Here is a 25,819-nt window from a genome sequence, read left to right on the forward strand (position 1 = left end):
CCCCGGGATATTATGGGCCAGATGAACATGGGATCTGGCTTGCGGTACAGGAAAGGATGGCAAGATGTTCAATGCATTGGTGGTGAACAAGGACGAAGACAGCGGCAAAACCTCTGCCGCGGTGGAGCAGATCAGCCTGGATCAGTTGCCCGGGGGCGAGGTGACGGTGGCCGTGGAGTATTCCACGGTGAACTACAAGGACGGGCTGTGCATCGGGCCGGGCGGCGGGCTGGTGCGCAAGTATCCGCATGTGCCGGGGATCGACTTTGCCGGCACCGTCGAGGCGTCGTCGGATGACCGCTACAAGCCGGGCGACAAGGTGGTTCTGACCGGCTGGCGCGTGGGCGAGGCCCATTGGGGCGGTTACAGCCAGAAGGCTAATGTGCGCGCCGATTGGCTGGTGCCGCTGCCGGAGGGGCTGAACAGCCGCCAGGCGATGGCGGTGGGCACCGCGGGCTTTACCGCGATGCTGGCGGTGATGGCGCTGGAGGATCACGGGCTGGAACCCGGACATGGCCCGGTGCTGGTCACCGGCGCCGCGGGCGGTGTCGGCTCTGTCGCCACCGCGATCCTGGCAAACCTCGGGTATGAAGTTGCCGGGGTGACCGGGCGCCCGGAAACTGCGGAGTATCTGAAATCGCTGGGCGCGACCCAAATCGTGGCCCGCGAGGAGATCAACGAGACCACCAAGCGGCCGCTCGAAAGCGAGACCTGGGCGGGTTGTGTCGATGCGGTCGGAGGAGCGATGCTGGCGCGGGTTCTGGGGCAGATGAAATACGGTGCCTCGGTTGCCGCGGTCGGGCTGGCAGGCGGTGCGGATTTGCCCGCCACCGTGATCCCGTTCCTGCTGCGCGGGGTGAACCTGCTGGGTATCGACTCGGTCATGCAGCCCTATGACAACCGCGTCCGGGCCTGGCAGCGGATCGCCAGCGACCTGCCGATGGACAAGCTGGAGGCGATGATCCAGCCTGCTGCCCTCAGCGATTTGCCGCAGCTGGGCGCGGATATCCTCAAGGGCCAGGTCAAGGGCCGGGTGGTGGTGGACGTGAACGCCTAAATCATTATAATACCTTGCATCTGTCGGAAGGCGCGCGGCGATGTCCGCGCGTTTTTTGTTCAGGGCGCGGCATCGCCGCAGCCCGATGGGTGAGCACTGCCGCGGTTGTGCGGCCCTGATCCGTGCTTCGCCCGGCACGTTCCCGGCCCCTGTGCCGGAAACGCGCGACATTTGAAGCAAAGGAGGGAGACCGTGTTTTCAAAAATCATGGTGCCCGTCGATCTGGCCCACGCCGCCCGCCTGGACAGGGCGCTGCAAATGGCATCGGATCTCGCGCATCTTTATAAGGCCGAAGTGGTTTTTGTGGGGGTCACAACGTCCCAGCCCAGTTCCATGGCGCATAATCCGCAGGAGTACGCGGCAAAGCTGGACAGTTTTGCGGCGGAACAAGCGGGCAAGCGCGGCATAGCGGCATCCGGCTGCGCCGTCGTCAGCCACGATCCGGCGGTGGACTTGGAAGCCACACTGCTCAAAGCCTGCAGCGACATAGGGGCGGAGCTGATCGTGATGGCCAGCCATGTTCCCAGTGTCAGCGATTACCTGTTCCATGCCCATGGCGGCCGGGTTGCGGAGAAGGCACCGGTGTCGGTGCTGGTAGTGCGCGAAAGCTGAACTGCCGGAGGCCTCCGGCAGCGTTAACCCCGGCTAATAGGACCAAAGATTACAGGGAAGGAGGCCAATATGGCTGACGAATCCACAAATCAGGGTATCCCTGCGCCCGAAGGCGAAGCGGATATCATCGATACCGATTACGAGATCGGCCAGGACAACATTGAAACCCAGATCGGCCCGATCGGGGTCGACATCCACAACCCGGTGTTCCCGGTCTCCGGATTCGTGATCGTGGCCTTCGTGTTCTACGCTCTGGCGCTGCCTGAGCAGGCGGGAACATTCTTCAACTGGCTGCGCCCGGCGGTGACCAGCAGCTTTGACTGGTTTTTCTTCGGCGCCGCAGACCTGTTTGTCCTGTTCTGCCTGTTTCTGATTGTCTCCCCTTGGGGCAAGGTGCGCCTGGGCGGCAATGAGGCAACTCCGGATTACAGCTACATCGGGTGGTTCGCGATGCTGTTCGCGGCGGGTATGGGCATCGGCCTGATGTTCTACGGCGTGAGCGAGCCGATGAGCCACTTCTCCTCGTCCTTCGGCGGCACCGCCGTGCCAGAGGGCGGCGGCGCCCGCACCGATTGGGCACCGCTGGGCGCGGCCGCGGGCGATCAGGCCGAAGCGGTGCGTCTAGGCATGGCGGCAACGATCTTCCACTGGGGGCTCCACCCTTGGGCGATCTACGCCATCGTGGCACTGGCGCTGGCCTTGTTCACCTATAACAAGGGGCTGCCCCTCACGATCCGCTCCGCCTTCTACCCGATCTTTGGCGAGCGTGTCTGGGGCTGGGTCGGCCATATCATCGACATTTTGGCGGTCTATGCCACGCTGTTTGGCCTTGCGACTTCGCTGGGCTTTGGCGCCACCCAAGCCAATGCCGGCCTGTATGAGCTGTTCGGCGTGCCGACAGGCGCCACAACCGAGGTTATCCTGATTTCCGTCATTACCGTTATCGCGCTGATCTCGGTGATGCGCGGCTTGGATGGCGGCGTGAAGGTGCTGTCGGAAATCAATATGGGCCTGGCTTTCCTGCTGCTGATCTTCGTGCTGATTGCAGGCCCGACCGCGGTAATCCTGACCGGGTTCGCCTCCAGCCTGATGGCCTACATCGAGTACCTGCCGGCTCTGTCGAACCCGATCGGGCGCGAGGATGTGAACTTCAGCCAGGGCTGGACCGCCTTCTACTGGGCGTGGTGGATCAGCTGGTCGCCGTTTGTCGGCATGTTCATCGCCCGCGTCAGCCGCGGCCGCACCGTGCGGGAGTTTGTGATCTGCGTGCTGCTGATCCCCAGCCTCGTCTGCGTCCTTTGGATGAGCGTCTTTGGCGGCACCGCCATTCATCAGGTACTGTCTGACGGCTTCACCGGGGCGCAGGACGCGGCGCTTGAACTCAAGCTGTTCAAGATGCTGGGCGAACTGCCGCTGGCCGGGATCACCTCCTTCGTCGGGATCGTGCTGGTGGTGGTGTTCTTCGTGACCTCGTCCGACTCCGGCTCGCTGGTGATCGACACCATCACCGCAGGCGGCAAGGTCGACGCGCCGGTGCCGCAGCGGGTGTTCTGGTGCATCTTCGAGGGCGCCGTTGCCATCGTGCTGCTGCTCGGCGGCGGGCTCGGCGCGCTGCAGGCGATGGTGATCTCCACCGGCCTGCCGTTCACCGTGGTGCTGCTGCTGATGTGCTGGGCCATCTTCCGCGGCCTGCTGACAGAGGCGCGCTGAAGCATCCGGCCGCCCACGGCGAAACGCCCCGGCACAGATGCCGGGGCGTTTTCAGTGTCAGCTATTGTACTTGAAGAACCCGAGAGAGTTGCCATCCGGATCGGTGGCATAGAAGAACCGCCCGGGCGGGATCTCGATGGTCTCTGAGACCACCTTGCCGCCGGCATCCGTGACCCGCTCCATCACGTCTTCCAGCGCGCCCTCGGCGGTCAGATGCAGGGTCGGGCCGCGGCCGTCGCCTGCAGGCTTGCCGGGGTAGAGATGCAAGGCAACACCAGTTGCCTGATCGGCGGGCTTGAACATCGCGATCGGGTTCGGGCCGCTACTGTCAATGCTTAGGTCTGCACCAGTCACTTTGCTGTAAAACGTAACCGCCGCGTCCAAGTCGCTGACGGGCAGTTCGCCCCAGACCAGGAAATCCTTTGGCGTGAAACCCATGTCTAATCCTCCATGATGTGATGCCGCCAGATTGCCATGCGCTCCTGACACTTTCCGGCATCAGCCGTTCCGCTTGACCGGACCGCTTCCGGTACGTTACGACCCTTGCGTCCTGTCAGGGCTTTTTGCGCCTTGCAGGGCTGCCTGCGATCCCTCAATCCTTGTGCGGGAGCGCGGCTCGGCTGGAAGACCTGCCATGTTCGGGGTGATCCCTGGCATGTGCCGGTCGCCCCCTGAACCGCAGCGATTGAGGAGACACGCGATGAGCGTTTTGGATATTGATTTCGTCCGGGCACAGTTCCCCGCCTTTGCAGAACCCAGCCTTGAGGGGCAGGCGTTCTTTGAAAATGCTGGCGGGTCCTACACCTGCCGCCATGTGATCGGCCGGCTGACCCGGTTCTACACCCAGCGCAAGGTCCAGCCCTACGCGCCCTATGAGGCGTCCCGTCTTGGCGGCGACGAAATGGACGAGGCCCGCGCCCGCCTAGCCGCGCTGATGGGCGTTGCCACGGATGAGCTGAGCTTTGGCCCTTCGACCACCCAGAACACCTATGTGCTGGCGCAGGCCTTCCGCAAAGTGATGAAGCCGGGGGAGGCGATCATCGTCACCAACCAGGACCACGAGGCCAATACCGGCCCGTGGCGGCGTCTGTCGGAGGAAGGGATCGAGATCCGCGAATGGCAGCTCGACGCGCAGACCGGCCATCTGGACGTGGCGCAACTGGAAAGTCTTCTGGATGAAAAGGTCCGCTTGGTCTGCTTCCCGCATTGCTCCAACGTGGTGGGAGAGATCAACCCGGTGGCGGAGATCACCGCGATGGCCCATGCCGCAGGTGCCTTTGTCTGCGTCGATGGCGTCTCTTACGCACCGCACGGCCTGCCCAACGTCGATGAGCTGGGCGCCGACATCTACCTGTTCTCCTCCTACAAGACCTACGGACCGCATCAGGGCGTCATGGTGATCCGCCGGGCGCTGGGCGAGCTGCTGCCGAACCAGGCGCATTACTTTAACGCAGGCGATCTGTACAAACGCTTCACCCCGGCCGGTCCTGACCACGCCCAGGTGGCGGCCTCCGCTGGCATGGCGGATTACTTCGAAGCGCTGGCGGCCCACCACGGCCACAGCGGCAGCGCGGCGGAAACCGGCGCCTTTGTCCACGACCTGATGCGCGCGCATGAAATCAAGCTGTTGCAGCCGCTGCTGGACGCGGTAAAGGCCCGCAACGATGTGCGCCTGCTGGGGCCGTCCACCGCCGAAAACCGTGCGCCCACCGTGGCCTTGGCCCTCAGCCGTGCGGCTGAGCCGGTTGCTGCCCAGCTGGCAGAACATGGCATCATGGCAGGCGGCGGCGATTTCTACGCCGTGCGTGCGCTGGAGGCGATGGGCATTGATCCAGCCGAGGGCGTGCTGCGTATCAGCTTCACCCACTACACGTCCGAGGCAGAGGTCGCCAAGCTGATCGAAGCCTTGGACCGGGTGCTGTAACAGGAACCGCACAAGGAAACGACATGAGCAGCCGTGCCCCGGTCATCTGGTGGATTAGGCGGGACCTCCGCCTGGCAGACAATCCGGCCCTCACGGCTGCTGTGAACAGCGGCGCCCCGGTGCTGCCGGTCTATATTCTGGACGCACAGGAGGCGGCGCTGGGCGCCGCTCCCCAGTTCCGGCTTGGCCTCGGGCTGGATCATTTCGCGCGAGAACTGGAGAAGGCGGGGTCGCGCCTGATCCTGCGGCGAGGCACGGCACTTGCGGTGCTTCGGGACCTGATCAAGGAAACCGGGGCAGGCGCGGTGCATTGGTCCCGCCTCTACGATCCGCAGGCGATAGCCCGCGACACAGACGTCAAGAAACAGCTGCAAGAGCAGGGCGTCGCGGCCAAATCCCACGGCGGGCGGCTGCTGTTCGAACCCTGGACCGTCGAGACCAAAACCGGCGGCATGTACAAGGTCTTTACTCCGTTCTGGAAATCCGTGCGGGTGCGCGATGTGGACAGCCTGCTGTCTGCGCCGGGCAAGCTGCCCGCGCCGGACGCATGGCCGGCCGGCGAGGATCTGGCCAGCTGGAACATGAGCGCTGCCATGCGCCGCGGCGCCGAAGTTGTGGCCCGCTATTGCCGCGTGGGCGAGGCCGCGGCACAGGCACGGCTGGATGAGTTCCTGGAAGACAAGGTCTCCGCCTACAAGGACCGCCGCGACTTTCCGGGGCAGGATGCAACCTCCGGCCTGTCGGAAAACCTCGCCTGGGGCGAAATCAGCCCGCACCGCCTGTGGCATCAGGGGCGCGCGGCGATGGAGCATAATAGCCAGGGTGCCGAGACCTTCCTGAAAGAGGTGGTCTGGCGCGAGTTTGCCTATCATCTGATGTTCCATTCGCCGCATATCCTGACGGACAGCTGGCGCCAGGAGTGGCAGGATTTCCCATGGTCGCAGGAGGCAACTCCGCAAGTGCAGGCCTGGCGGCGCGGCCAGACCGGATACGGCTTTGTCGATGCCGCCATGCGGGAACTGTATGTAACCGGAAAGATGCACAACCGCGCCCGGATGATCGTGGCAAGTTTCCTGACCAAGCACTTGATGAATCATTGGAAAACCGGGATGGACTGGTTTGCAGACACGCTGGTGGACTGGGACCCGGCCTCCAATGCCATGGGCTGGCAATGGGTGGCGGGGTCCGGTCCCGACGCCGCGCCCTTCTTTCGCGTGTTCAACCCTTCCGGCCAGCTGGACAAATTCGACCCGGATGGTGCCTATACCCGCCGCTGGATTGCCGAAGGCCAGGGCAATCCGCCGCAGACCGCGCTGGACTTCTACGCTGCAGCGCCGCTGTCGTGGAACCTCTCCCCGGACATGGCGCGCGCGGAAGCGGTTGTCAGTCTGCAGGCGGGCCGGGATCGGGCGCTCACGGCCTATCACGAAAGCCGTGAAACCGGCTAACGCACAGTTTTCTTGCCACAAAGGCCTCTGCGGCCTAGCTTTTCCCTGTAGCACGTCCGTATCTCGCATGGGGGGAGCGAATGAAGCTCACGTCCGTTGAAGGACAGAAAAACCTGCCGCGCTATTTTCCGGCGGTGTTTGCCAAGGTGAAGGCCATGGAGGTCGGCCAGCTGGACATCCAGCTGCCGGACGGGCGCATCTTCACCGGCAAGGGCCGAAACCCGGGTCCGGCAGCCGATCTGATCATCCACCACCCTGATTGCTTTGCGCGGCTGATCCGCGAAGGCGATCTGGGCTTTTCCGACGCCTATCTGGAAGGCTGGTGGAGCACCACAGATCTGCAGGCCTTCATGGACCTGGTGCATATGGGCGCAAACACGGTCTATGACGGCTTCCCGGGCCAGGGGCTGGCGCGGGCCTATGAACGCTTCCGCTTCTGGCTGCACCGGAACCACCGGAAACAGGCGAAAAAGAACATCGCGCATCACTATGACCTGGGCAATGATTTCTACAGGCTGTGGCTGGATGACACGATGACCTATTCAAGCGCCCTGTTCCGCAGCGGCCAGGACAGTCTGGAGAAGGCGCAGACCGCCAAGTACGCCTCGCTGGTGGATCAGATGGGAGTGCAGCCCGGCGACCATGTGCTGGAGGTCGGCTGCGGCTGGGGCGGCTTTGCCGAATACGCCGCCAAGGAGCGCGGGCTGAGGGTCACCGGCCTGACGATCAGCCGGGAGCAGTTGAAATTTGCCCGCCAGCGCATTGAAAAGGCAGGGTTGTCGGACCAGGTGGAGCTGCGCCTGCAGGACTACCGCGATTGCCGCGGCCAGTTCGACGGGATTGCGTCAATCGAGATGTTCGAGGCCGTTGGCGAGAAATACTGGCCAGCGTATTTCGGCGCAATCCGTGACCGGCTGAAACCCGGCGGCAAGGCCACGCTGCAGATCATCACGGTTGCCGACCGGCGCTGGGAGGTGTACCGCAAGGGTGTTGATTTCATCCAGAAGCACATCTTTCCGGGCGGTATGCTGCCCTCGCCCGGGGTGCTGCGCCAACAGGTGGACAAGGCGGGTCTGGGAGTGGTGCGGTCGATCGAATTTGGAGACAGCTATGAGCTGACGCTCAAGCGCTGGCACGAGACCTTCAATGCCCGCTGGGAGCAGATTGCCCGCCTGGGGTTCGACGAGCGCTTCCATAAGATGTGGAACTTTTACCTCACTTCCTGCGCGGCCGCCTTTAAGACTGGCAATTGCGACGTGACGCAGATTACAGTTGCTCACCGCTAATTGACTTTTCCGCACGGAATCTGACCAGACATGCCTACCGGAGCCCGACTAACTGCCGCAGTATCCCTGGCTTTGCTGGCGTTTATCGTTTCTTTCCTGGTCATGCCGCAGATGCCTGAAGGCACGAATTTCGGGTATTTCGTTCATGTGAACGTTCTGCTGGGGATTCTGTCCGGCTGGATCGTCATGGGAAACCGGGCCGGCGGCGGACTGATTTCCGGAATCAACAACGGGCTTACCGGTATGGCGGTGATGGTGCTTTGGGCGCTGTTTGCACAGGGCGCTTGGGAAATGTTCCGCCTTGCCACGCGCAATCGGTACGGCGGCCCGTTTGAAGCCTTGTCCGCGATATTCGTGATTGCGCTGGACTATTTCTTTGTTATCGCTGTGCCGACGGTGCTGGTGCCGCTGGTGATCGGCGGTGTCCTTTCCGGGCTCGCAACCGAGAACGCTTCCCGCCGCTGGCGCTAATATCACCATTAACAACAGGTTATCATCCGTGGCTGATCTCTTCTTCTTTGGCACGCTGCGCCATCTTCCTTTGCTTGAACTGGTGCTGGGCCGGAGCGGTGATGCGCTGCGGGCGCAACCGGCCAAACTGCCCGGGCACGGCGTGTACCAAGTGGTCGGGCAGCCGTTCCCGGCGATCGAGGAGCGCAACGGCGACATGGCAGACGGGGTCCTGGTTCAGGACCTTTCACAAGTTGATCTGGACAGGCTCAATTTCTACGAAGGCGGCTTCGGCTACGCTCTGAAACCTGTCTCCGTCGGGCTGGAGGATGGCCGCACAGCTCCGGCTGAGGTTTATTTCCCCGAGCCGGGCCTGTGGCAAACGGCCGAACCCTGGGATCTGGAAGCCTGGGTGGCCAATTGGGGGGCTCTGTCGCTGCGCGCGGCTGAGGAGGTAATGGACTACTACGGCAGGATGAGCGCCGAAGAGGTGGCCCGCTGCTTCCCCTCCGTCCGCCGCCGCGCGGCTGCCTGGCTGGCGGGACAGGCCCGGCCCGGCGATGGGGTGCATGACCTTACCAAGGATGTCATCGTGCACAGGCACAACCGCGCCCATCTCAATTTCTTTGCGATGGAGGAGATGGACCTGCAATACCGCCGTTTCGACGGCAGCATGAGTCCGGTGATGAACCGGTCTTCGGCAATGGCGGGCCACGCTGCGGTGCTGCTGCCATATGACCCGGTCCGTGACCAGGTGCTTCTGGTGGAGCAATTCCGCGCACCTCCCTTCATTATGGGGGATGCGCATCCCTGGATGTGGGAGCCGGTTGCAGGTGTGATCGATCCGGGCGAGACGGCAGAGGAAACCGCAATCCGCGAAGCGGTGGAGGAAGCAGGCGTTACGGTCCGGCATCTGGAAACCGTGGCGCAGGGCTACCCGTCGAGCGGCGCTCTGGCGGAATACATTCACATTTTCATAGGCATATCCGACCTTTCTGATGTGAACGGCGGCGGCGGAGTCGCGGGTGAAGGGGAAGATATCCGCAGCCGGATCCTCAGCTATGATGAGTTGATGGACGGCATTGACGCGCAGACCTACCAGGACATGCCCTTGGTGACAGCGGCGCTGTGGCTGTCACGGCACCGTGAACGGCTGCGCAACGGCGCGGTCTGACCCGCTTCCCGCCTTGTGATCACCGGGTGCCTTGGATACACCTTGGGGGAACGATCGAAAGGGATACCATGCGCATTGCACGCGATCTGGCTGATGCCATCGGCCACACACCTCTTATCCGCCTGAACCGCGTCAGCGAAGAGACCGGCTGCGAGATCCTGGGCAAGGCGGAATTCATGAACCCGGGCCAGTCGGTCAAGGACCGCGCGGCGCTGTACATCATCCGCGACGCTATCGCCCGCGGCGAGCTGAAGCCGGGCGGCACCATTGTTGAGGGCACCGCCGGCAACACCGGCATCGGCCTGGCGCTTGTCGGGGCCTCGATGGGCTTCAAGACGGTCATCGTGATCCCGGAAACCCAGTCCGAGGAAAAGAAGGACATGCTGCGTCTGGCCGGCGCCCAGTTGGTCCAGGTTCCAGCGGCGCCGTACCGTAACCCCAACAACTATGTGCGCTATTCCCAGCGTCTGGCCGAACAGCTGGCCAAGACGGAACCCAACGGCGCTGTCTGGGCCAACCAGTTCGACAACGTGGCCAACCGCCAGGCCCATGTGGAAACCACTGGCCCGGAGATCTGGGAGCAGACCGGCGGCAAGGTGGACGGCTTTGTCTGCGCGGTCGGCTCCGGCGGCACCCTGGCAGGCGTGGCTGAGGCGCTGCAGCCCAAGGGCGTGAAGATCGGCCTCGCGGACCCGATGGGCGCGGCGCTTTACTCCTATTACACCACCGGCGAGCTGGCCTCCGAAGGCAGCTCGATCACCGAAGGCATCGGCCAGGGCCGGATCACCAAGAACCTCGAAGGCTTCAGGCCTGATTTCAGCTACCAGGTGCCGGATGACGAGGCCGTGCCGTATGTCTTCGATCTCTTGCACGAGGAAGGCCTGGTTCTGGGCGGCTCCTCTGCCATCAACGTTGCCGGGGCGGTGCGCATGGCCAAGGACATGGGGCCGGGCAAGACCATCGTCACGGTTCTGTGCGACTACGGCACCCGCTACCAGTCCAAACTGTTCAACCCGGACTTCCTGCGGGAGAAGAACCTGCCGGTGCCGGAGTGGATGACCCACACGCCCGCGTCGATTCCCGGTGTTTTTGAGGACGTATGACACCTTTCATAACCGCTTTGCGGAAATTGCTGCTGGGGCTGGTCCTTGTGACCGGCCTCGCAGTGCCTGCGCTGGCTCAGCTGACCGCTGAGTCTCGCGCTTATTACCAGGACTGGCTCAAGACCGCGAACCGCGCGGAAGAAGTGATTGACGCCAGACGCGCCTCCAGTGGCGCACTGGAAACCCTGCGCAAGGAACTGACCACCTACCGGCAGAATTTCCTGCAGGCGCGCACTGAAAACGGCGACCGCATCAAGACGCTCGAAGGCCAGATAAGCGCCCTCGGCGAGGCGCCGGGCGAAGGCGAGAGCGAGCCCGAGGACATCGCCCAGCTGCGCTCCTCTCTGGAGCGGCAGCTGAAGGACCTCAAGGTTCCGCGCATTGTCTCGGAAGAAGCCTACAGCCGCGCCAACGGCCTGATCTCCGAAATCGACAAGATCATCCGCGAGCGCCGCACCCGCAAACTGCTGGAGCGCGGCCCGTCGCCGCTGAACCCCGAGCACTGGCCCGGCGCATTGCGCACCCTGAGCCGGTCGGCCAGCTCTATCTGGAATGAAACCGCCTCCCGTGTCGGCAGCGCCACTACCGCCGAGCGGGTGCAAAACAGCCTGCCGGCACTGCTGCTGCTGCTGGGCCTGTCTGCGTTCCTGCTGCTGCGGGGGCGTCCCTGGGCCCATGCTGCGGGCGATTACCTGCGCCAGTTCGGCAGCAGCGGCCGCGGCGTCTGGGGCTTCATCGTTTCCCTGCTCGAAGTCATCCTGCCCTTCATCGGCATCATCTGCCTGGTGGCGGCGGTGGATCTTTCGGGCATCCTGGGCACCCGCGGCTCTCTTTTGCTGGACTATGTGCCGGGCTGGGCGCTGGTGATGCTGTCTTTCCATTGGCTGGGCAACCAGCTGTTCTCCAACCGGCTGGAAAACGATCTGGTTCCGGTGCAGGAGGGGCGGCTGAACGAGACCCGGCTGATGGTCGATACCCTGGCGGTGATCCTGGTTCTGCAGGACGCGCTGGTGAAGCTGGAAAACTTCGAAACGATTCCGCCCTCTGTCCATGCGGTGGCCAGTTTCCCGCTGATCACCGCGGCGGCGCTGGTGCTGCTGCGGCTGCACCGGATCGGGGTCAAGCGGCGCCAGAAGCAAACGGCTGGGACCGAGGACGACGGCGCCATTGCCACCGGTGCCAACCGTATTCTGACCCTGGTCCGGCGGGCCACCTATCTGCTCGGTTTCATCTCGCCGCTGCTGGCCGCGCTCGGCTATGTCAACGCGGCTGAGGCGTTGATCTACCCGGCGGTCTCGACCCTCGCCCTTCTGGCTGCGCTGCTGGTAGTGCAGCGTTTCCTGGGCGACGTTTACGGCTGGCTGTCCGGCAAGGGCTCCGCCGCGCGCGACTCGCTGTTTGCGGTTTTGATCGGCTTCCTGCTGGCTGCCCTGGCGCTGCCGCTGCTGGCGCTGATCTGGGGCGCGCGTGTGGCGGACATGACCGAGCTGTGGTCGCGCTTCCTCGAAGGCTTCCAGATCGGCGATACCCGCATTTCGCCAACCGCCTTCCTGACCTTTGCCGTTGTCTTTGCTGCAGGTTATGCGCTGACCCGGCTGATCCAGGGAAGCTTGCGCAACTCGCTGCTGCCCAAGACCAAGATCGACCCGGGCGGCCAGAATGCCATCACCTCCGGGCTCGGCTACGTCGGCATCTTCCTGTCGGCAGTGGTTGCCATCTCGATGGCCGGTCTCGATCTGTCATCGCTGGCGATTGTCGCAGGCGCGCTGTCGGTCGGCATCGGTTTCGGCCTGCAGACTATCGTGTCGAACTTCGTCTCCGGTATCATCCTGCTGATCGAACGCCCGATTTCCAAGGGTGACTGGATCGAGGTCGGCGGGCTGATGGGCTATGTGCGCGACATCTCGGTACGCTCCACCCGGATCGAGACCTTCGACCGCTCCGACGTGATTGTGCCGAACTCCGATCTGATCTCCGGCACCGTCACCAACTACACCCGCGGCAACACCGTTGGCCGGGTGATCGTGCCGGTGGGCGTGGCCTATGGCACCGACCCGCGCAAGGTGGAAGCAATCCTGAACGAGATTGCCAAGGCACATCCGATGGTGCTGCTGAACCCGGCGCCCTATGTGGTGTTCCAGGGCTTCGGGGCGGACTCCCTGGATTTTGAGATCCGTGCGATTCTGCGCGATGTGAATTGGGTTCTGTCGGTGAAATCCGACATGAACTATGAGATTTCCAAACGGTTCCAGGAAGAAGGGATCGAGATCCCCTTCATGCAGCGCGACATCTGGATCCGCAATCCGGAGGTTCTGGCCCAGGGCAAGAGTGCGGCCAGCGATTCCGCATCCGGCAGCCCGGCGGCTCCGGCGCCGCCGCCCAAACCGGACGTCGGCGACTTGCAGCAGGACGCAGAGGGAGATGGAGATGGTGATGCCGACAAGTGAGCCGCTGTTCCGCAAGGACGCCTATGCCCGGATGACGGATGCAACCGTGCTGGGTTATACGGAGCAGGGCGGCATCATTCTGGACCGCAGCCTGTTCTATGCCACCGGCGGCGGCCAGCCAGGGGACAGCGGCAAGCTGTTGTGGGGCGATGGGCAATGCGAAGTTGTCACAACGGTAAAGGGCGCGGAGGGGGCCATTGCGCTGATCCCCGCAGAGGGAGCAGCCCTGCCGCCTGCAGGCGCCTCCGTCACACAGGTGCTCGACTGGGACCGCCGTTATGGCCACATGCGCGTTCACACCGCCCTGCACCTTCTGTCGGTGGTGATCCCGCTGGAGGTCACGGGCGGTTCAATCGGCGCAGAGAAGGGCCGGCTGGATTTTAACATGCCGGACGCGCCGAAAGACAAACAGGTGCTGCAGGACCAGCTGCAGGCGCTCATCGACCGCGATCTGGAAGTGACCGAGGACTGGATCACGGACGCGGAACTCGATGCGAATCCGCAGCTCGTGAAGACCATGTCGGTGTCGCCGCCGCGCGGGGCAGGGCAGGTGCGGCTGGTCCGCATCGGTTCTCCGGACGAACAGATCGACCTGCAGCCCTGCGGCGGCACCCATGTCCGGCGCACCGGTGAAATCGGCAGGATCCGTCTGGGCAAGGTGGAGAAAAAGGGCAAGCAGAACCGCCGAGTCTACCTGCACTTGGAGGTCTGAAAAAGAATTCGGGGCAGAGCGAATTTTTTGCCGTTTCAGGCCTTGCAATTCCCCTGCCGATCCTTCAAAAGCCCCCTCAACGGAGAGGTGGCCGAGTGGTCGAAGGCGCACGCCTGGAAAGTGTGTAGGCGGGAAACCGTCTCCAGGGTTCGAATCCCTGTCTCTCCGCCATAATCATCACAAGTTGCCAAGACAAAGTCCTGAAAGGGCCGCATTTCTGCCTGTGTTCAGACGACCGCGTCGGATGTATCCCGGCAGCTGTCGGACAGCTTTCTGTCTGTTTCCAGGGTGTGCCGCCTCAGCTTCACAGAAAGGGAGTCGGCTCCAGGCCAGCCGCATATCCCGCTGGCAAGCAAGTTGCGGGACGCTGTCTCCGAGGGGCGAGGCTCTCCGGCGCTTACCCGCGGTAAGATGCGGATTTGATTAAACTTGGTGAAAGTAACGGCTTGCCCGCGGTGCTGCCGGGAAGGCCCGTAAACCGTGTTGATTCGAGCGCGCTCGCGGAAACTTGCAGGGCTGGCCGGAAACAAAACCTTCATAAGCCGGTGATTGGTGGCTTCAGCGGCACCTTTTGCAGGTTGAAACCGGATCATTGCGGCCGTGGTCGGCTGCACGGGCGCGAATAGCGCGGGTTTCGGATATGGAAACAAAACCGGCTCCGGTTTCGCGGGTAAATAGCGATTTTGGCATGTTTTTCTGACTTGGGGCCGCCTATGTTGCTGCAAACTGGAAACAATAGCGGCGGCGCAGGAGCCGGATTTACGGCATGCTCAAATCCGCCTTGCAGAATGTGCACTTTTTTAGGCAATTTTTTGGCTTTGTAGGCCGCTATACCTAAAGTATGCATGGATTAGCCCATTGGGGGGGCAAGTTTTGTAAGCTGCTGGAAAGTGGTGGACTGCTAAAATTTTATTCAAGCGGCTTTGCCGCGATGCGAGCACTCCACCGTATCTGAAAGCTTCTGCATTCCGGCTGCGTGCTGCGTCAGCACGCAAACCAGGGCGCTTGCGCGTTCTGGCCCTCTTCCTGCACGGGCTGGTGAATTTTGATTGCGGCATCCCGCAAGGCGTGAGGCTGCCCGGCTGGCCCGAAAGACGGGGCTCGGGTCCAAACCGGTGAGGAGAGGGTAATGACGAATAAGAACGAAGAGCCGAAACAAGGGCTTGATGGCATTGTTGAGGGCACTTCCGGTGATGACCGGATTGATGCGGCCTACACCGGTGACCCCGAAGGCGACATGGTCGACAATGGCGATGCCATCGACCCGGCTGCGGGGCCGGACGACGACTTTATCATTGCCGGCGACGGCGATGATACCGTGCGTGCCGGTGCGGGGAATGACACCGTCAAAGCCGGCGGCGGCTCTGATTGCGTGGACGGCGGTGATGGCGACGACGTGATCAACACCACGCATTCCGGAACGCCGCTGCCGGACCGCGGGTTCCCGGGCTATACCGGGACCGATCCGGACATTCCGTACATTCCGGCGGACCCCGATCCCTACGACGACATGGACACTGTCTTTGGCGGGGCCGGCAACGACACCATCTTCACCGGCGACGATGCCGACCTGCTGGACGGCGGCGAAGGCCGGGACGTTCTTGACGGGGGCATCGACGACGACACCATCCTGGGCGGCGGCGGCAACGATGTGCTGATCGGCAGCGAAGGTTCCGACGTCCTGGACGGCGGCGAAGGCAATGACATCATCTTCGGCGGGCTGGATCCGAGCTTTGATGACGGGTTGAACATTACCGATGATGGCGGCGACGGGCGTCCGGCGGACCCCGATCCTACCAACGGGATGGACACGATCTATGGCGGCGCCGGCAATGACGTGATCTATGGCCAGGACGACGACGACGAGATCTATGGCGGCACCGGTAATGACACCATTGACGCGGGCATCGATGACGACCTGGTCGAGGGCGGCTCCGGCAACGATGTGATCACCGGCGGCCACGGTGCCGATACCCTGTCAGGCGGCGATGACCGCGATACCTTTATCGGCGGCACCGACGGCGACGTCGTTGACGGCGGCTCGGGCGGTGACGATTTCGATACCCTGGATCTGTCCGGCTCGGGCCCGTTTGAATTGACCGGCGTGACCGTGGATCCGGATGGCAACAGCCTGTCGGGCACTGTCAACTTCCTCGACGGGGATGGCGAGGTTACCGGATCGATGACCTTTGGCGAGATCGAGCAGATCATTCCCTGCTTCACGCCGGGCACGCTGATCGCCACGCCGCTGGGCGAACGCCGGGTTGAGGATTTGCAGGCCGGCGACCGGGTGATCACCCGCGACAATGGCATTCAGGAGATCCGCTGGGTTGGCATCCGAACACTGGAAGGCGCTGATATGAAAGGCCGTGCGCATCTTCAGCCGGTGCTGATCCGCCAGGGCGCCTTGGGCAACGGTTTGCCGGAACGGGACATGATGGTCAGCCCGAACCACCGGGTGCTGGTCGCTAACGACAAGACAGCGCTTTACTTCGAGGACCGCGAGGTTCTGGTCGCAGCCAAGCATCTGACCGGCCTGGCCGGCGTGGACGTGGTGGAGCTTGCCAGCGTCACCTACATCCACTTCATGTTCGACCAGCATGAGGTTGTGCTGTCCGACGGGGCCTGGACCGAGAGCTTCCAGCCCGGCGACCAGTCCCTGCGCGGGCTGGACAACGCGCAGCGCAACGAACTGTTCGAGCTGTTCCCGGAGCTGAAATCGCAAAAGGGCCGCGAGGGCTATACCGCGGCGCGCCGGTCGCTGCGTAAACACGAGGCGCATCTGCTCGTGCACTGATGGGTGCAGCTGCCGTTTGGGGGAAAACGGTGGACAAGGGCGAAGCGCAGGAAGGCAGGGCCTTGTGCCCTGCCTTCTCTGCGATTGCGGAGGGCTCAGCGGTTGCGCCAGGCGGCCCAGTCCTCCGGCGTGTCCAGATCCGTAACAGCGTGGCTGCCGGGCAGCGTGATGCTCTGCACCTCTTCCGTTTTCAGGATGCGGCGTGCGCCTAGATCCCCCTTCAACGATTTCAACCCAGCAAAGCAGCGTTGCGGAAACAGCACCGGGTGGCCGGGCGTGCCGTCCTCCGCCGCTGCGCGCAGGATCGGGCTGTCCTGGCCGTGGAATTGCGCAGCGATATGCCGCAGATCGCGGGTCTCAATTTCCGGCATGTCTGCGGGCAGGATCATCACCGCTTGTATTCCTTCCGGCAGGGCGGCGGTGCCTGCGCGGATCGAGGCAGCCATGCCCTCGGCGGCATCCGGCACCGGGACACGTATTGCGCCGCAGGCAGCCGCTGCGCGCGGATGGGCGGTGCTGGGCAGGGTCACATAGACCGGCAGCCCGGTCAGCGCGGCGCGGCGGCACATCAGGGTGAGCAGGGGCTGTCCCTCCACGTCCTCCATCAGCTTGTCGCGGCCCCGCATCCGCGAGGAGGCGCCGGCGGCGAGCAGGAGAATGGCGATGGCGGTCATGATTTTTCGAACCTCGGCGCTGTGCCGGGATGATGGATGCCTCCGGCGGGGATATTTTTAGCCAGAACAAGAGACGGATCCAGCGAAAGCCGTATAGGTCAGTAAGGATGACCGAATGTTTCGCGCACGAAACATTCGGGTATGGGGGCTGACGTTTGTCTTGCGTAAGTTCCGCGGCGTCAGCGAGCGGTGCCTTGGCAACAGGGCGGGTTCAGGTCAGGCGGGCTGACCTGAATCCGGTGTGTTTTTTAGCTTAGCCGCGCATCCGGGCGCCGTCGGCATCGAACAGCGGCTCGGTGATCAGCCGGGCCTTGTACATCTTGCCGAGGATTTCGATTTCCACTTCCAGGCCTTCAGTGGCTTTCTCCGTGGGGACAAACCCCAGCGCGATGGATTTCTGCGCGTGGTGCGAGTAGCCGCCGGAAGTGCAGAAACCCACGACAGCGCCGTCTAGCCAGATCGGCTCGTAGGCCACCACATCGGCGTCTTCCGCCTCGACCTCAAAGGCGCAGAGCTGGCGGGCAGGGCCAGCGTCGTGTTCAGCCTCTGCGGCGGCGCGGCCAATGAAATCAACGGGTTTCTTGAAGGAGATGAAGCGGTCCAGCCCGGTCTCCGCCGCTGTGTAATCGGGCGAGAACTCGCGCAGCCAGGAGCCGAAGAACTTGTCGAGCCGCAGCGACATCATTGCCCGCATGCCAAACGGCTTCATTCCATGTTCTTGACCAGCAGACCAAAGGCTGTCCCACAGGGACCGCTGGCTGGGCAGGTCGCAGTAGATCTCGTAGCCCAGATCGCCGGTGTAGCTGACGCGCTGCACGATGCAGTCGGCCATGCCCACGGTCAGGCGGCGCACGTCCATGAAGCGCATATCCGAGATGTTCTGCCGGGTGCAGGCCTGCAGCACCTCGCGTGCCTTGGGGCCTGCGATCTGGAAGCCGTTGCGGGTGTCGGAGATGTTTTCGAGGTGAACGCCCTCGTCCAGGTTCTGCAGGAACCAGCGCATGTGGTAGGCCTGCGAGCCGTAAGAGGCGGTGAGCTGGAATTCCTGTTCCGACAGGCAGGAGATGGTGAAGTCGCCGATCAGGCGGCCCCTGGGCGAGAGCATCGGTGTCAGCGACAGGCGGCCCGGCTGCGGCACCCGGCCTGCCATGATGCGGTCGAGCCAGGCGCGGGCGCCGGCGCCCTTGACCAGGTATTTGCCGAAGTTGTGGACCTCGTTGATGCCGACGTTTTCGCGCACGGCTTTGACTTCGCGCGCGGTGGCCTCAAAGGCGTTGGAGCGGCGGAATGAGGGGGTTTCATAGCGGGGTTCGTTCCCTTCCGCGAAGTAGTTCGGAACTTCCATGCCGTATTGCGCGCCCCAGACCGCGCCTATGCCATCGAAAATGTCGTACATCGGTGTGGTGCGGAACGGGCGGGCCGCGGGCAGTTCCTCGTTCGGGTAGGCGATGGAGAAGCGTTTTTGATAGTTTTCAATGACTTTGGGCCGTGTGTAGCCCGGGGTTATCCAGTCACCGAAGCGGGCGCAGTCCATCGCGAAGGTGTCGCGCTCGCATTCGCCCTCGACCATCCACTGGGCCAGCATCAGGCCGACGCCGCCGCCCTGGGAGAAGCCGGCCATGACGGCGCAGGCGGACCAGTAGTTGCGCATGCCGGGCACCGGGCCGACCAGCGGGTTGCCGTCGGGGGCAAAGGTGAAGGGGCCGTGGATCACGGATTTGACGCCTGCGGCCTCCAGCGCCGGGAAGCGTTTGTAGGCAAAGGCGATGGAATCCTCGATCTTGTCGAAGTCATCGGGCAAGAGTTCATGGCCGAAATCCCACGGCGTGCCGTCCACCGCCCAGGGTTTGCAGGGCTGTTCGTAGAAACCGATGCAGAGGCCGCGGCCCTCTTGCCGCAGGTAGCTTTCGCCGGCCGGGTCCATCACATGCGGGTGCTCGCCGCCGCCGTCGATGATCTCGGCGATCATCGGCACCTCGTCGGTGACGATATACTGGTGTTCCATCGGGTGCAGCGGGAAGTAGACGCCGGCCATGGCACCGACCTCGCGCGCCCAGAGGCCGCCTGCGTTGACGACGTGTTCGGCGTGGATGGTGCCCTTGTTCGTCACCACGTCCCAGGTGCCGTCCGGGCGCTGGTTGGTCTCGATCACCTTGCAGTGAGTCTCAATCGTGGCGCCGCCCATACGCGCGGCCTTGGCGTAGGCGTGGGTGGTGCCGGAAGGGTCGAGGTGGCCGTCGAGCGGGTCATACAACCCGCCGATGATGCCTTCGACATTGGTGACAGGGGCGATCTTCTTGATCTCCTCGGGGGAGACGATCTCTGTCTCCAGGCCCATGAAGCGGTGCTTGGCGCGTTCGGCCTTCAGCATGTCGAAGCGTTCCTGGGTCTCGGCCAGGGTGACGCCGCCGACGTGGTGGAGGCCGCAGGACATGCCGGTGATCGCTTCCAGCTCCTTATACAGCTTGATGGTGTAGCCCTGCAGCGCCGCCATGTTGGTGTCGCCGTTCAGCGTATGGAAACCGCCCGCCGCGTGCCAGGTGGAGCCGCTGGTCAGCTCCGAGCGTTCGATCAGCATGACATCGGACCAGCCGAGCTTGGTCAGGTGGTAGAGGACAGAGCAGCCGACGACGCCGCCGCCGATCACTGCCACGCGGGTGGTGGTTTTCATGTGGGCCTCCCTGAATAGGTGTTTCCCGCATTCTGTACAGAAGTGAACAGTAGTCCAGAAGAAAAACGGCATGGCGTGCCGCTTCCAGGCCGTCTGCGCCGCCTAGGGCTATTCAGAGGTGCGGAAGCGGCTGTTCTGGATGAGGAAAATCGCCGTCAGGGGGGCGGCGAGGAGAATGACGCCGACAGTGATCAAGAGCATGCCGAGCTGTGAATAGTCGGCAGGGGTGGTGACAGCACCTGCCGAATCTGTGACTTCGCGGGTCACCACAAAGATCTCGTTCAGGTATTTGGTGCCGAGGCTGGAGGCCGAAAGCGCCAGGTTGGTGAAGGAGGCCATGACCGCAAAAAAGGTGGCTTTGAGCCCCGAGGGCGCGTTGCGGGCGATCCAGGCGAGCATCGGGATCATCGCGACCTGGCCGAGCGGCGATTCCACCGCGGTGTCGACGATGGCGATGAAGCGGGCATCGACCACGCCGCCGGTCATCGCTGCGGTCCAGTGGTGGGCGCCGTAGTAAAGCGCGATGTTGGGCAGGCTGAGGACGGCCTCGGTGATTGCCAGAAAGGCGACGATCCAGGCAATCGGGCGGCTGGCCATCATCGGGCGGAAGATCAGCATGCCGGCCAGCGTCAGCAGCGAGGTGATGAGGGACAGGACCGACAGGAACTGCTGGTCAAATCCCAGGACGTCGATTTCGAACCAGGTGGCGCCGGGGCCGCGGAGCGGTGTGGCGCGGTAGACGAAGATGATGATGGCGGTGCCAATGAGGGCGCGGGCATGATCAGCTGGCAGCACCGCAACAAGCTGGCGCATCAGGAGCAGCACGATGGCCATGGACCCGGCAAAGACGATTTCCTGCGAGTAGGGCACCTCGCCGAGGCCCACGGCCAGCGACAGCGCCACAAAGGCGCCTCCGCCGATGAAATACCAGTGGTTCGGGGTGATCGGGTCGCGGGGCGGTTCGAGCCGGGTGCGGATTTCGGTTTCGTCTACACCTGCGCGGCGCAGCCGGACAGTGTTGCGCCATTTCTGCCAGATCGCCAGCGCCACACCGGACAGTGAAATCACCGGGATCAGCAGCGCGAGGGTGAACACAAAGCCGTAAAGTGCGCCTTTCTCGGCTTGCGGCAGGGCATCGGCGCCGTCAAACAGGGCGACATTCAGCGCGGCCGCTGCGCTGGAGCCGCCGATCAGAACGAAGCGGCCGAATGTCTGCATGGTCGTGTGGAGGGACTTGGTCTCAGCCTCGGGCAGGGGATTGCCGCGGTCGTCAGCATGCGGCACTGCCTCTACCGACATCGCATCTGCCACCACGTCTTGCAGCACGAAGCCGCAAGGGGCCAGCAAGGCGGACGTGACGTACCAGGCATTGAGCGGCATCAGCGCGCCCATCATATCCGGGTGCAGAACGATGGCGGCCAGAATGGCGTAGCTGGCGGCCATCAACGCCGCGCCCGCGAGGATCAGCAGGTATTTCCAGCGCCAGATCAGGTCGACCAGATGGCCCAGCGGCATCTTCAGCGCCCAGGGCAGCCCGACCCAGAACGCCAGCCCGGCCAGAAAGGCGGCGGAGAGGTCGAGGTATTCCTTGACGAAAAAGGACGCGGCAACGGTGCTGATGCCCTGCGCGCCATAGGCGAAATAGATCAGGAGTGGCGGCAGAAAGGACCAGCGCAGCTGGCGGAACAACTCCAGCACAATGCTGTCGAACCAGCCCCAGGCCAGTACTGCTGCACGGGTCATGAGCACTCCCTGGTCAAGACAGCGGCCGGATCTTCAACTCGGTCACGCGGTTGCCCTCGCGCGCCGTGACCTCGAAGCGGAAGCCGTGGAACGAGAACACCTGCCCCTTAACCGGGATCATCTGCGCCTCGTGGATCACCAGGCCAGCAACGGTGTTGGCCTCGTCATCCGGCAGGTTCCATTCAATGGCCCGGTTCAGGTCGCGTATGGTGGTTGCGCCTTCAACCAGATAGGAGCCGTCGGCGGTCTTCTTGGCCACGGTCTCTTCTGCCGGATCGAATTCATCGGTGATCTCGCCGACGATCTCTTCCAGGATGTCCTCCAGCGTGATCAGCCCCTGCAGGGCGCCGTATTCATCAACCACCAGCGCAAAATGCGAGCGCATCCGCAGGAACTGGCGCATCTGCTCGTCCAGCGTGGTGGTCTCGGGCACGAAGTAGGGGGCCTTGGCGACCTCCGCGATATCAAAGGATTGCAGGCGGCCGGTATCGGCGCCGGCACCGGCACCGCCGGCCTGTTCATACATCGCCCGGAACAGGTCCTTGGCATGAACCACGCCGATGATGTTCTCCTGTTCGCCGCGGAACACAGGCAGGCGGGTGTGCTGGCTGTGCAGGCATTGCTCCAGGATGGTTTCCGGCTCTGCATCCGCGTCGATCATTTCGATGTTGGAGCGGTGCAGCATGATTTCCTCGACAAAGCGGTCGGAGAGATCAAGCGCGCCGAGGATACGGTCGCGGTCCTCCTTTTCGACCACGCCTTCGGAGTGGCCCAGCTGCAGGGCACCTGCAATTTCCTCGCGCACAGCCATGATGTGGCTGTCCGGGTCGATCTGCACACCGAATATGCGCAGCACACCGCGCACGAACAGCCGCACCGCGCCCACGATTGGCGACAGGATCATGACAAGGATGCTGATCGGCGCCGATACGGCCGAGGCGGCCTTCTCGGCGTTGGAAATGGCGTAGGTCTTGGGCAGAACTTCGGCGAAGACCAGCACCAGCAGGGTCATCACCAGCGTTGCCATCGCGACACCGCCTTCTCCGAAGATCCTGGTAAAGAGCGCGGTGGCGAGCGAAGCTGCAAGGATGTTGACAACGTTGTTTCCCAGCAGGACCGAACCGATCAGGCGCTCGTTGTCTTCGGTAATGACCAGCGCGCGCTGAGCACCGCGGGAGCCCTTGTCGGCTTGGGCGCGCAGCTTGCCGCGTGAGGCGGCGGTCAGCGCCGTTTCCGAGCCCGAAAAGAAGCCGGAAAAGACGAGGAGCAGCACGATGGCCCCGGCAGTGGTCCAGAAGGCGCTGTCGAGTACGGTGGAGGCAGTGTCCATGAGGAGGTCAGATGTCCGGTCTGGTTTTTGTTCGCTGTATTTATGGGGTCTTAGCCCCGCCGCTTCAAGCGTCGCGGTCAGCCGCGCTTGGCCAGCGGGTGGTGTTCCAGCACCAGTTCCTGCAGCCGCGCGTCCAAAACATGGGTGTAGATTTCAGTGGTGGCGATGTCGGCGTGGCCGAGCAGGGCCTGGATCGCGCGCAGGTCTGCACCGTTGGCCAAAAGGTGGGTGGCAAAGGCGTGGCGCAGGGTGTGCGGCGTCACCTTGCCCGGAGAAATGCCGCCGGTCACCGCCAGTTCCTTGATCAGCAGGTAAAACCGGTGCCGCGTCAAATGGCCGGATTTGCCGCGGGACGGAAACAGGAAGCGCGAGGGCGGATGGCCCTTGGCCTCGCGCTCTGCTTCGGCGCCGTCGCGTGCCAGCAGCCATTGCGCCAGTGCTTCGCGCGCAGGCGGTGACAGCGGCACCATGCGTTCCTTGCCGCCCTTGCCGAGGATCAGCAGCATCCTAGGGTCGCCGCGGGCGGCGGACACCGGCAGCGAGACCAGTTCGGTCACCCGCATGCCGGTGGCATAGAGCAGCTCCATCAGGCAGGTGTTGCGCAGCCGGTCGGCCTCGCTTCGGCCGGTCTTGCGGGCGGCCTCCAGCAGGCGGTCGACTTCGATCACGTCAAGGGTTTTCGGCAGCCGCTTTTCCCGGCCAGGGCCGCGGATCTGGATGGCAGGGTTGTCCTCGCGCCAGCCTTCCTCAAACGCAAACCGGTAGATCTGCTTGACCGCCGACAGGCGCCGGGCCCGGGTTGAGCGGGCCAGTCCCTGGGCGTCGCAATCAATCAGGTAGGCCTCAATATCGTCTTGGACTGCGGTGAGGAAGCTGAGCTTGCGGTGCTCCAGCCAAGCGGTCAGATCCTTGAGATCGCGGCCGTAGGCCAAAAGCGTGTTTTGCGAAGCGCCGGTCTCAGCCGCCTGGGCGTCGAGGAATGTGGAGATCCACTGGAAATTATCGCACGGCGCGGCCATGTCAGCCGCGCTCCAGAAGCATCAACTGCAGGGAGGCCCGGCGGGCGGTGTCCTCTAGTCCGACCGCGCGGAAGGCGGCCAGCGCTGCAGTGAGGTCGCCAAGATTGCCGTCGGCGCCCTGGGCAAACAGCACCATGCTGCGCAGGATCGCCTCGCCCAACTGGCCGTTATCCAGCAGCTGGCGGATGGATGGCGGCACAGCGGTGTTTGCGGCAAACCCCAGCGCAATGGCCTCCGCCAGCGGTGACGGCGCCGCGGCCTCGCCGGGGCGGCCCTGCGCCAACGCCGCCAGGAAATGGTCCGCGGCACCAGAGGCCTGCGCGTCATGAGCGGCCAATTCATACGCGGGCGACAGCAGGCGGATGCGCCAGGCCAGTGCCGCCGCCGGGCCAGTCAGTTTGGCCCGCGCCAGCGGTTCGGCGAAAATATCGGCAAAAACGGTTTCGGTGCCGGCCTCCTGCATCGCTTCCCAAGCCTGGGGCAGGGATTTGGCGATGGCCCCGGCGCTGCCGGAGTTCAAATCGCTTTCCAGCTGCTGCACCGCTGCAACCCGGTCCCAGATGCCGCCGGAGGCAGCGGGTTTGCGGGCGCTGAACAGTCCAAGGTACTGGTTCGGGTTGAGCGCCCCGGCGCGGGCCAGCCGTTCTGCCGCTTCCAGCTGCGCCTTCCAGCCGGCGATATCGCGCAGGTCGGCGGCGGCAAAGGCCGGCGGCAGCGGCGCAGTGGGCATGGATTCGCCAATGGTTTCAAACAGGCGGAACGTCAGAGGGTCCGGATCTGCGGGCCGCCGAAGGGGCGGCGCCAGTTCGAACAGGTCCGGGTTCAGGTACCGGTCGAGCAGATCCATCTGGTCCTTGGGCAAGAGCTCCAGCGCATGGGCGGTTTCCAGCATCAGCGCCGCGGTCGGCCAGTCGCCGCGCCGCGCCGCGCAGAAGATCCGGGCCGCATAGCTGTCTGAAAGATGCGGCGAGGCGGTGAGCGCCGCGCAGGAGGCATCCTCGCTGCCGGTCAGAAGGGTGGCGTCGAACCAGCGGGAAAAACGCGCCTTGCTGCCGGTGGGGCCTGCGTGCTCCACCAAAGCTTGCGAGGGATCGGTGGCACCCAGTGCCATCAGCCGGTCAAGCCGGGCCAGCAGGATCCGGTCGCCGGTGGCTGCAGGCGGGCGGGTTTCCGACAGCAGCAGGGTGAACAGTAGCGCCTGCATCGCCGGGCTGCCGCGCACCGGCACGGTTTCGATCAGATGGGTGATGTCATCCGCGGCGCTGCCGCGCCACAGGTCGGCGGGCAGGCCAGTGGCAGCAGCCGGGACCAGCCCAATGGGCGGCAGCAGCGCCTCCAGCGGGGTGACTGACACCTGCGGCAGCGCGGCGGTGCCCGCGACGGGCGGCTCCAGCAGCACGGTGCCGGGCAGCCCGTTTCTGGGCTGCGGCTGGTTCAGCCATTCAATTGCCGCCAGCGGTTCATTGGCAAGCGCACTGCCTGCCAGCATCACCCCGGCGGCAGCTGCCTTAATCCGCATTCAGCACCACCGGCTTGCGCACCTCGGTGCTGGGCGCGCTGAAATCGGCACCGAACCAGGGTCCCACGTAGGCATAGCCCACAAGCCCGATTGCGGCCAGAACCACCAAGTAGACCAAGTACTTAATCAATCGCCCCATAGCG

20 protein-coding genes and 1 tRNA gene are annotated in these 25,819 nt (G+C 63.8%); 13 read left to right on the top strand and 8 right to left on the bottom strand.

Annotated elements, in window-relative coordinates:
- Positions 1–64 precede the first annotated feature (64 nt).
- The 3 genes from acuI to KUW17_RS01680 all read left to right on the top strand — a co-directional run bounded on the left by acuI (position 65) and on the right by KUW17_RS01680 (position 3,379).
- Complete coding sequence (gene acuI / locus KUW17_RS01670; protein ID WP_222475435.1) at positions 65–1,057, top strand: acryloyl-CoA reductase; 993 nt, start codon at positions 65–67, stop codon at positions 1,055–1,057.
- Between the two features lie 192 nt (positions 1,058–1,249).
- On the top strand, positions 1,250–1,669 hold the full coding sequence (locus KUW17_RS01675) for a universal stress protein (RefSeq protein ID WP_222475436.1): 420 nt from the start codon (positions 1,250–1,252) through the stop codon (positions 1,667–1,669).
- 69 nt (positions 1,670–1,738) lie between these two features.
- Complete coding sequence (locus KUW17_RS01680; protein ID WP_222475437.1) at positions 1,739–3,379, top strand: BCCT family transporter; 1,641 nt, start codon at positions 1,739–1,741, stop codon at positions 3,377–3,379.
- A gap of 57 nt (positions 3,380–3,436) precedes the next feature.
- Here KUW17_RS01680 and KUW17_RS01685 read toward each other — a convergent pair whose 3' ends face one another.
- Complete coding sequence (locus KUW17_RS01685) at positions 3,437–3,817, bottom strand: VOC family protein (RefSeq protein ID WP_222475438.1); 381 nt, start codon at positions 3,815–3,817, stop codon at positions 3,437–3,439.
- Positions 3,818–4,079: 262 nt separating this feature from the next.
- Between KUW17_RS01685 and KUW17_RS01690 the strand changes: the two genes are divergently transcribed.
- The 10 genes from KUW17_RS01690 to KUW17_RS01735 all read left to right on the top strand — a co-directional run bounded on the left by KUW17_RS01690 (position 4,080) and on the right by KUW17_RS01735 (position 16,720).
- Positions 4,080–5,303: an aminotransferase class V-fold PLP-dependent enzyme gene (locus KUW17_RS01690; protein ID WP_222475439.1), complete on the top strand. Its 1,224-nt coding sequence runs from the start codon at positions 4,080–4,082 to the stop codon at positions 5,301–5,303.
- A 23-nt stretch (positions 5,304–5,326) separates the two neighbouring features.
- Positions 5,327–6,751, top strand: coding sequence for a cryptochrome/photolyase family protein (locus tag KUW17_RS01695; RefSeq protein WP_222475440.1), 1,425 nt, complete (start codon positions 5,327–5,329; stop codon positions 6,749–6,751).
- A gap of 80 nt (positions 6,752–6,831) precedes the next feature.
- Complete coding sequence (locus KUW17_RS01700) at positions 6,832–8,037, top strand: SAM-dependent methyltransferase (RefSeq protein ID WP_222475442.1); 1,206 nt, start codon at positions 6,832–6,834, stop codon at positions 8,035–8,037.
- Positions 8,038–8,067: 30 nt separating this feature from the next.
- On the top strand, positions 8,068–8,508 hold the full coding sequence (locus KUW17_RS01705; RefSeq protein WP_222475443.1) for a TrgA family protein: 441 nt from the start codon (positions 8,068–8,070) through the stop codon (positions 8,506–8,508).
- Positions 8,509–8,536: 28 nt separating this feature from the next.
- The gene (locus KUW17_RS01710; protein ID WP_222475444.1) at positions 8,537–9,661 is read left to right on the top strand and encodes an NUDIX domain-containing protein; all 1,125 of its coding nucleotides are present in this window, start codon (positions 8,537–8,539) and stop codon (positions 9,659–9,661) included.
- 68 nt (positions 9,662–9,729) lie between these two features.
- Complete coding sequence (locus tag KUW17_RS01715) at positions 9,730–10,764, top strand: cysteine synthase A (RefSeq protein WP_222475445.1); 1,035 nt, start codon at positions 9,730–9,732, stop codon at positions 10,762–10,764.
- Positions 10,761–13,211: a DUF3772 domain-containing protein gene (locus KUW17_RS01720; protein WP_222475446.1), complete on the top strand. Its 2,451-nt coding sequence runs from the start codon at positions 10,761–10,763 to the stop codon at positions 13,209–13,211. The genes KUW17_RS01715 and KUW17_RS01720 overlap by 4 nt, the downstream gene beginning before the upstream one ends.
- On the top strand, positions 13,198–13,923 hold the full coding sequence (locus KUW17_RS01725) for an alanyl-tRNA editing protein (RefSeq protein WP_222475448.1): 726 nt from the start codon (positions 13,198–13,200) through the stop codon (positions 13,921–13,923). Before KUW17_RS01720 ends, KUW17_RS01725 begins: the two co-directional genes overlap by 14 nt.
- Before the next feature lie 81 nt (positions 13,924–14,004).
- A tRNA-Ser gene (locus KUW17_RS01730) sits at positions 14,005–14,094 on the top strand.
- Between the two features lie 958 nt (positions 14,095–15,052).
- Entirely contained in the window at positions 15,053–16,720 is a 1,668-nt protein-coding gene (locus KUW17_RS01735) for a Hint domain-containing protein (protein ID WP_222475449.1), read from the top strand.
- 95 nt (positions 16,721–16,815) lie between these two features.
- Here KUW17_RS01735 and KUW17_RS01740 read toward each other — a convergent pair whose 3' ends face one another.
- The 7 genes from KUW17_RS01740 to KUW17_RS01770 all read right to left on the bottom strand — a co-directional run bounded on the left by KUW17_RS01740 (position 16,816) and on the right by KUW17_RS01770 (position 25,815).
- Positions 16,816–17,394 (bottom strand): NTP transferase domain-containing protein, encoded by a 579-nt coding sequence (locus KUW17_RS01740; protein WP_222475450.1) that lies wholly within the window; start codon positions 17,392–17,394, stop codon positions 16,816–16,818.
- Positions 17,395–17,647: 253 nt separating this feature from the next.
- Entirely contained in the window at positions 17,648–20,065 is a 2,418-nt protein-coding gene (locus tag KUW17_RS01745) for an FAD-dependent oxidoreductase (RefSeq protein ID WP_222475451.1), read from the bottom strand.
- Between the two features lie 108 nt (positions 20,066–20,173).
- Positions 20,174–21,808 (bottom strand): hypothetical protein, encoded by a 1,635-nt coding sequence (locus KUW17_RS01750; protein WP_222475452.1) that lies wholly within the window; start codon positions 21,806–21,808, stop codon positions 20,174–20,176.
- Positions 21,809–21,821: 13 nt separating this feature from the next.
- Positions 21,822–23,138 (bottom strand): HlyC/CorC family transporter, encoded by a 1,317-nt coding sequence (locus KUW17_RS01755; RefSeq protein ID WP_222475453.1) that lies wholly within the window; start codon positions 23,136–23,138, stop codon positions 21,822–21,824.
- A gap of 77 nt (positions 23,139–23,215) precedes the next feature.
- On the bottom strand, positions 23,216–24,157 hold the full coding sequence (locus KUW17_RS01760; RefSeq protein ID WP_222475454.1) for a site-specific tyrosine recombinase XerD: 942 nt from the start codon (positions 24,155–24,157) through the stop codon (positions 23,216–23,218).
- A 1-nt stretch (position 24,158) separates the two neighbouring features.
- Complete coding sequence (locus KUW17_RS01765) at positions 24,159–25,676, bottom strand: hypothetical protein (RefSeq protein WP_222475456.1); 1,518 nt, start codon at positions 25,674–25,676, stop codon at positions 24,159–24,161.
- Positions 25,666–25,815, bottom strand: a complete 150-nt coding sequence (locus KUW17_RS01770; protein ID WP_222475458.1) for a hypothetical protein — start codon at positions 25,813–25,815, stop codon at positions 25,666–25,668. Before KUW17_RS01770 ends, KUW17_RS01765 begins: the two co-directional genes overlap by 11 nt.
- Positions 25,816–25,819: the final 4 nt, after the last annotated feature.

The sequence above is a fragment of the Leisingera aquaemixtae genome (assembly GCF_019801145.1).
GTDB lineage: Bacteria > Pseudomonadota > Alphaproteobacteria > Rhodobacterales > Rhodobacteraceae > Leisingera > Leisingera aquaemixtae_A.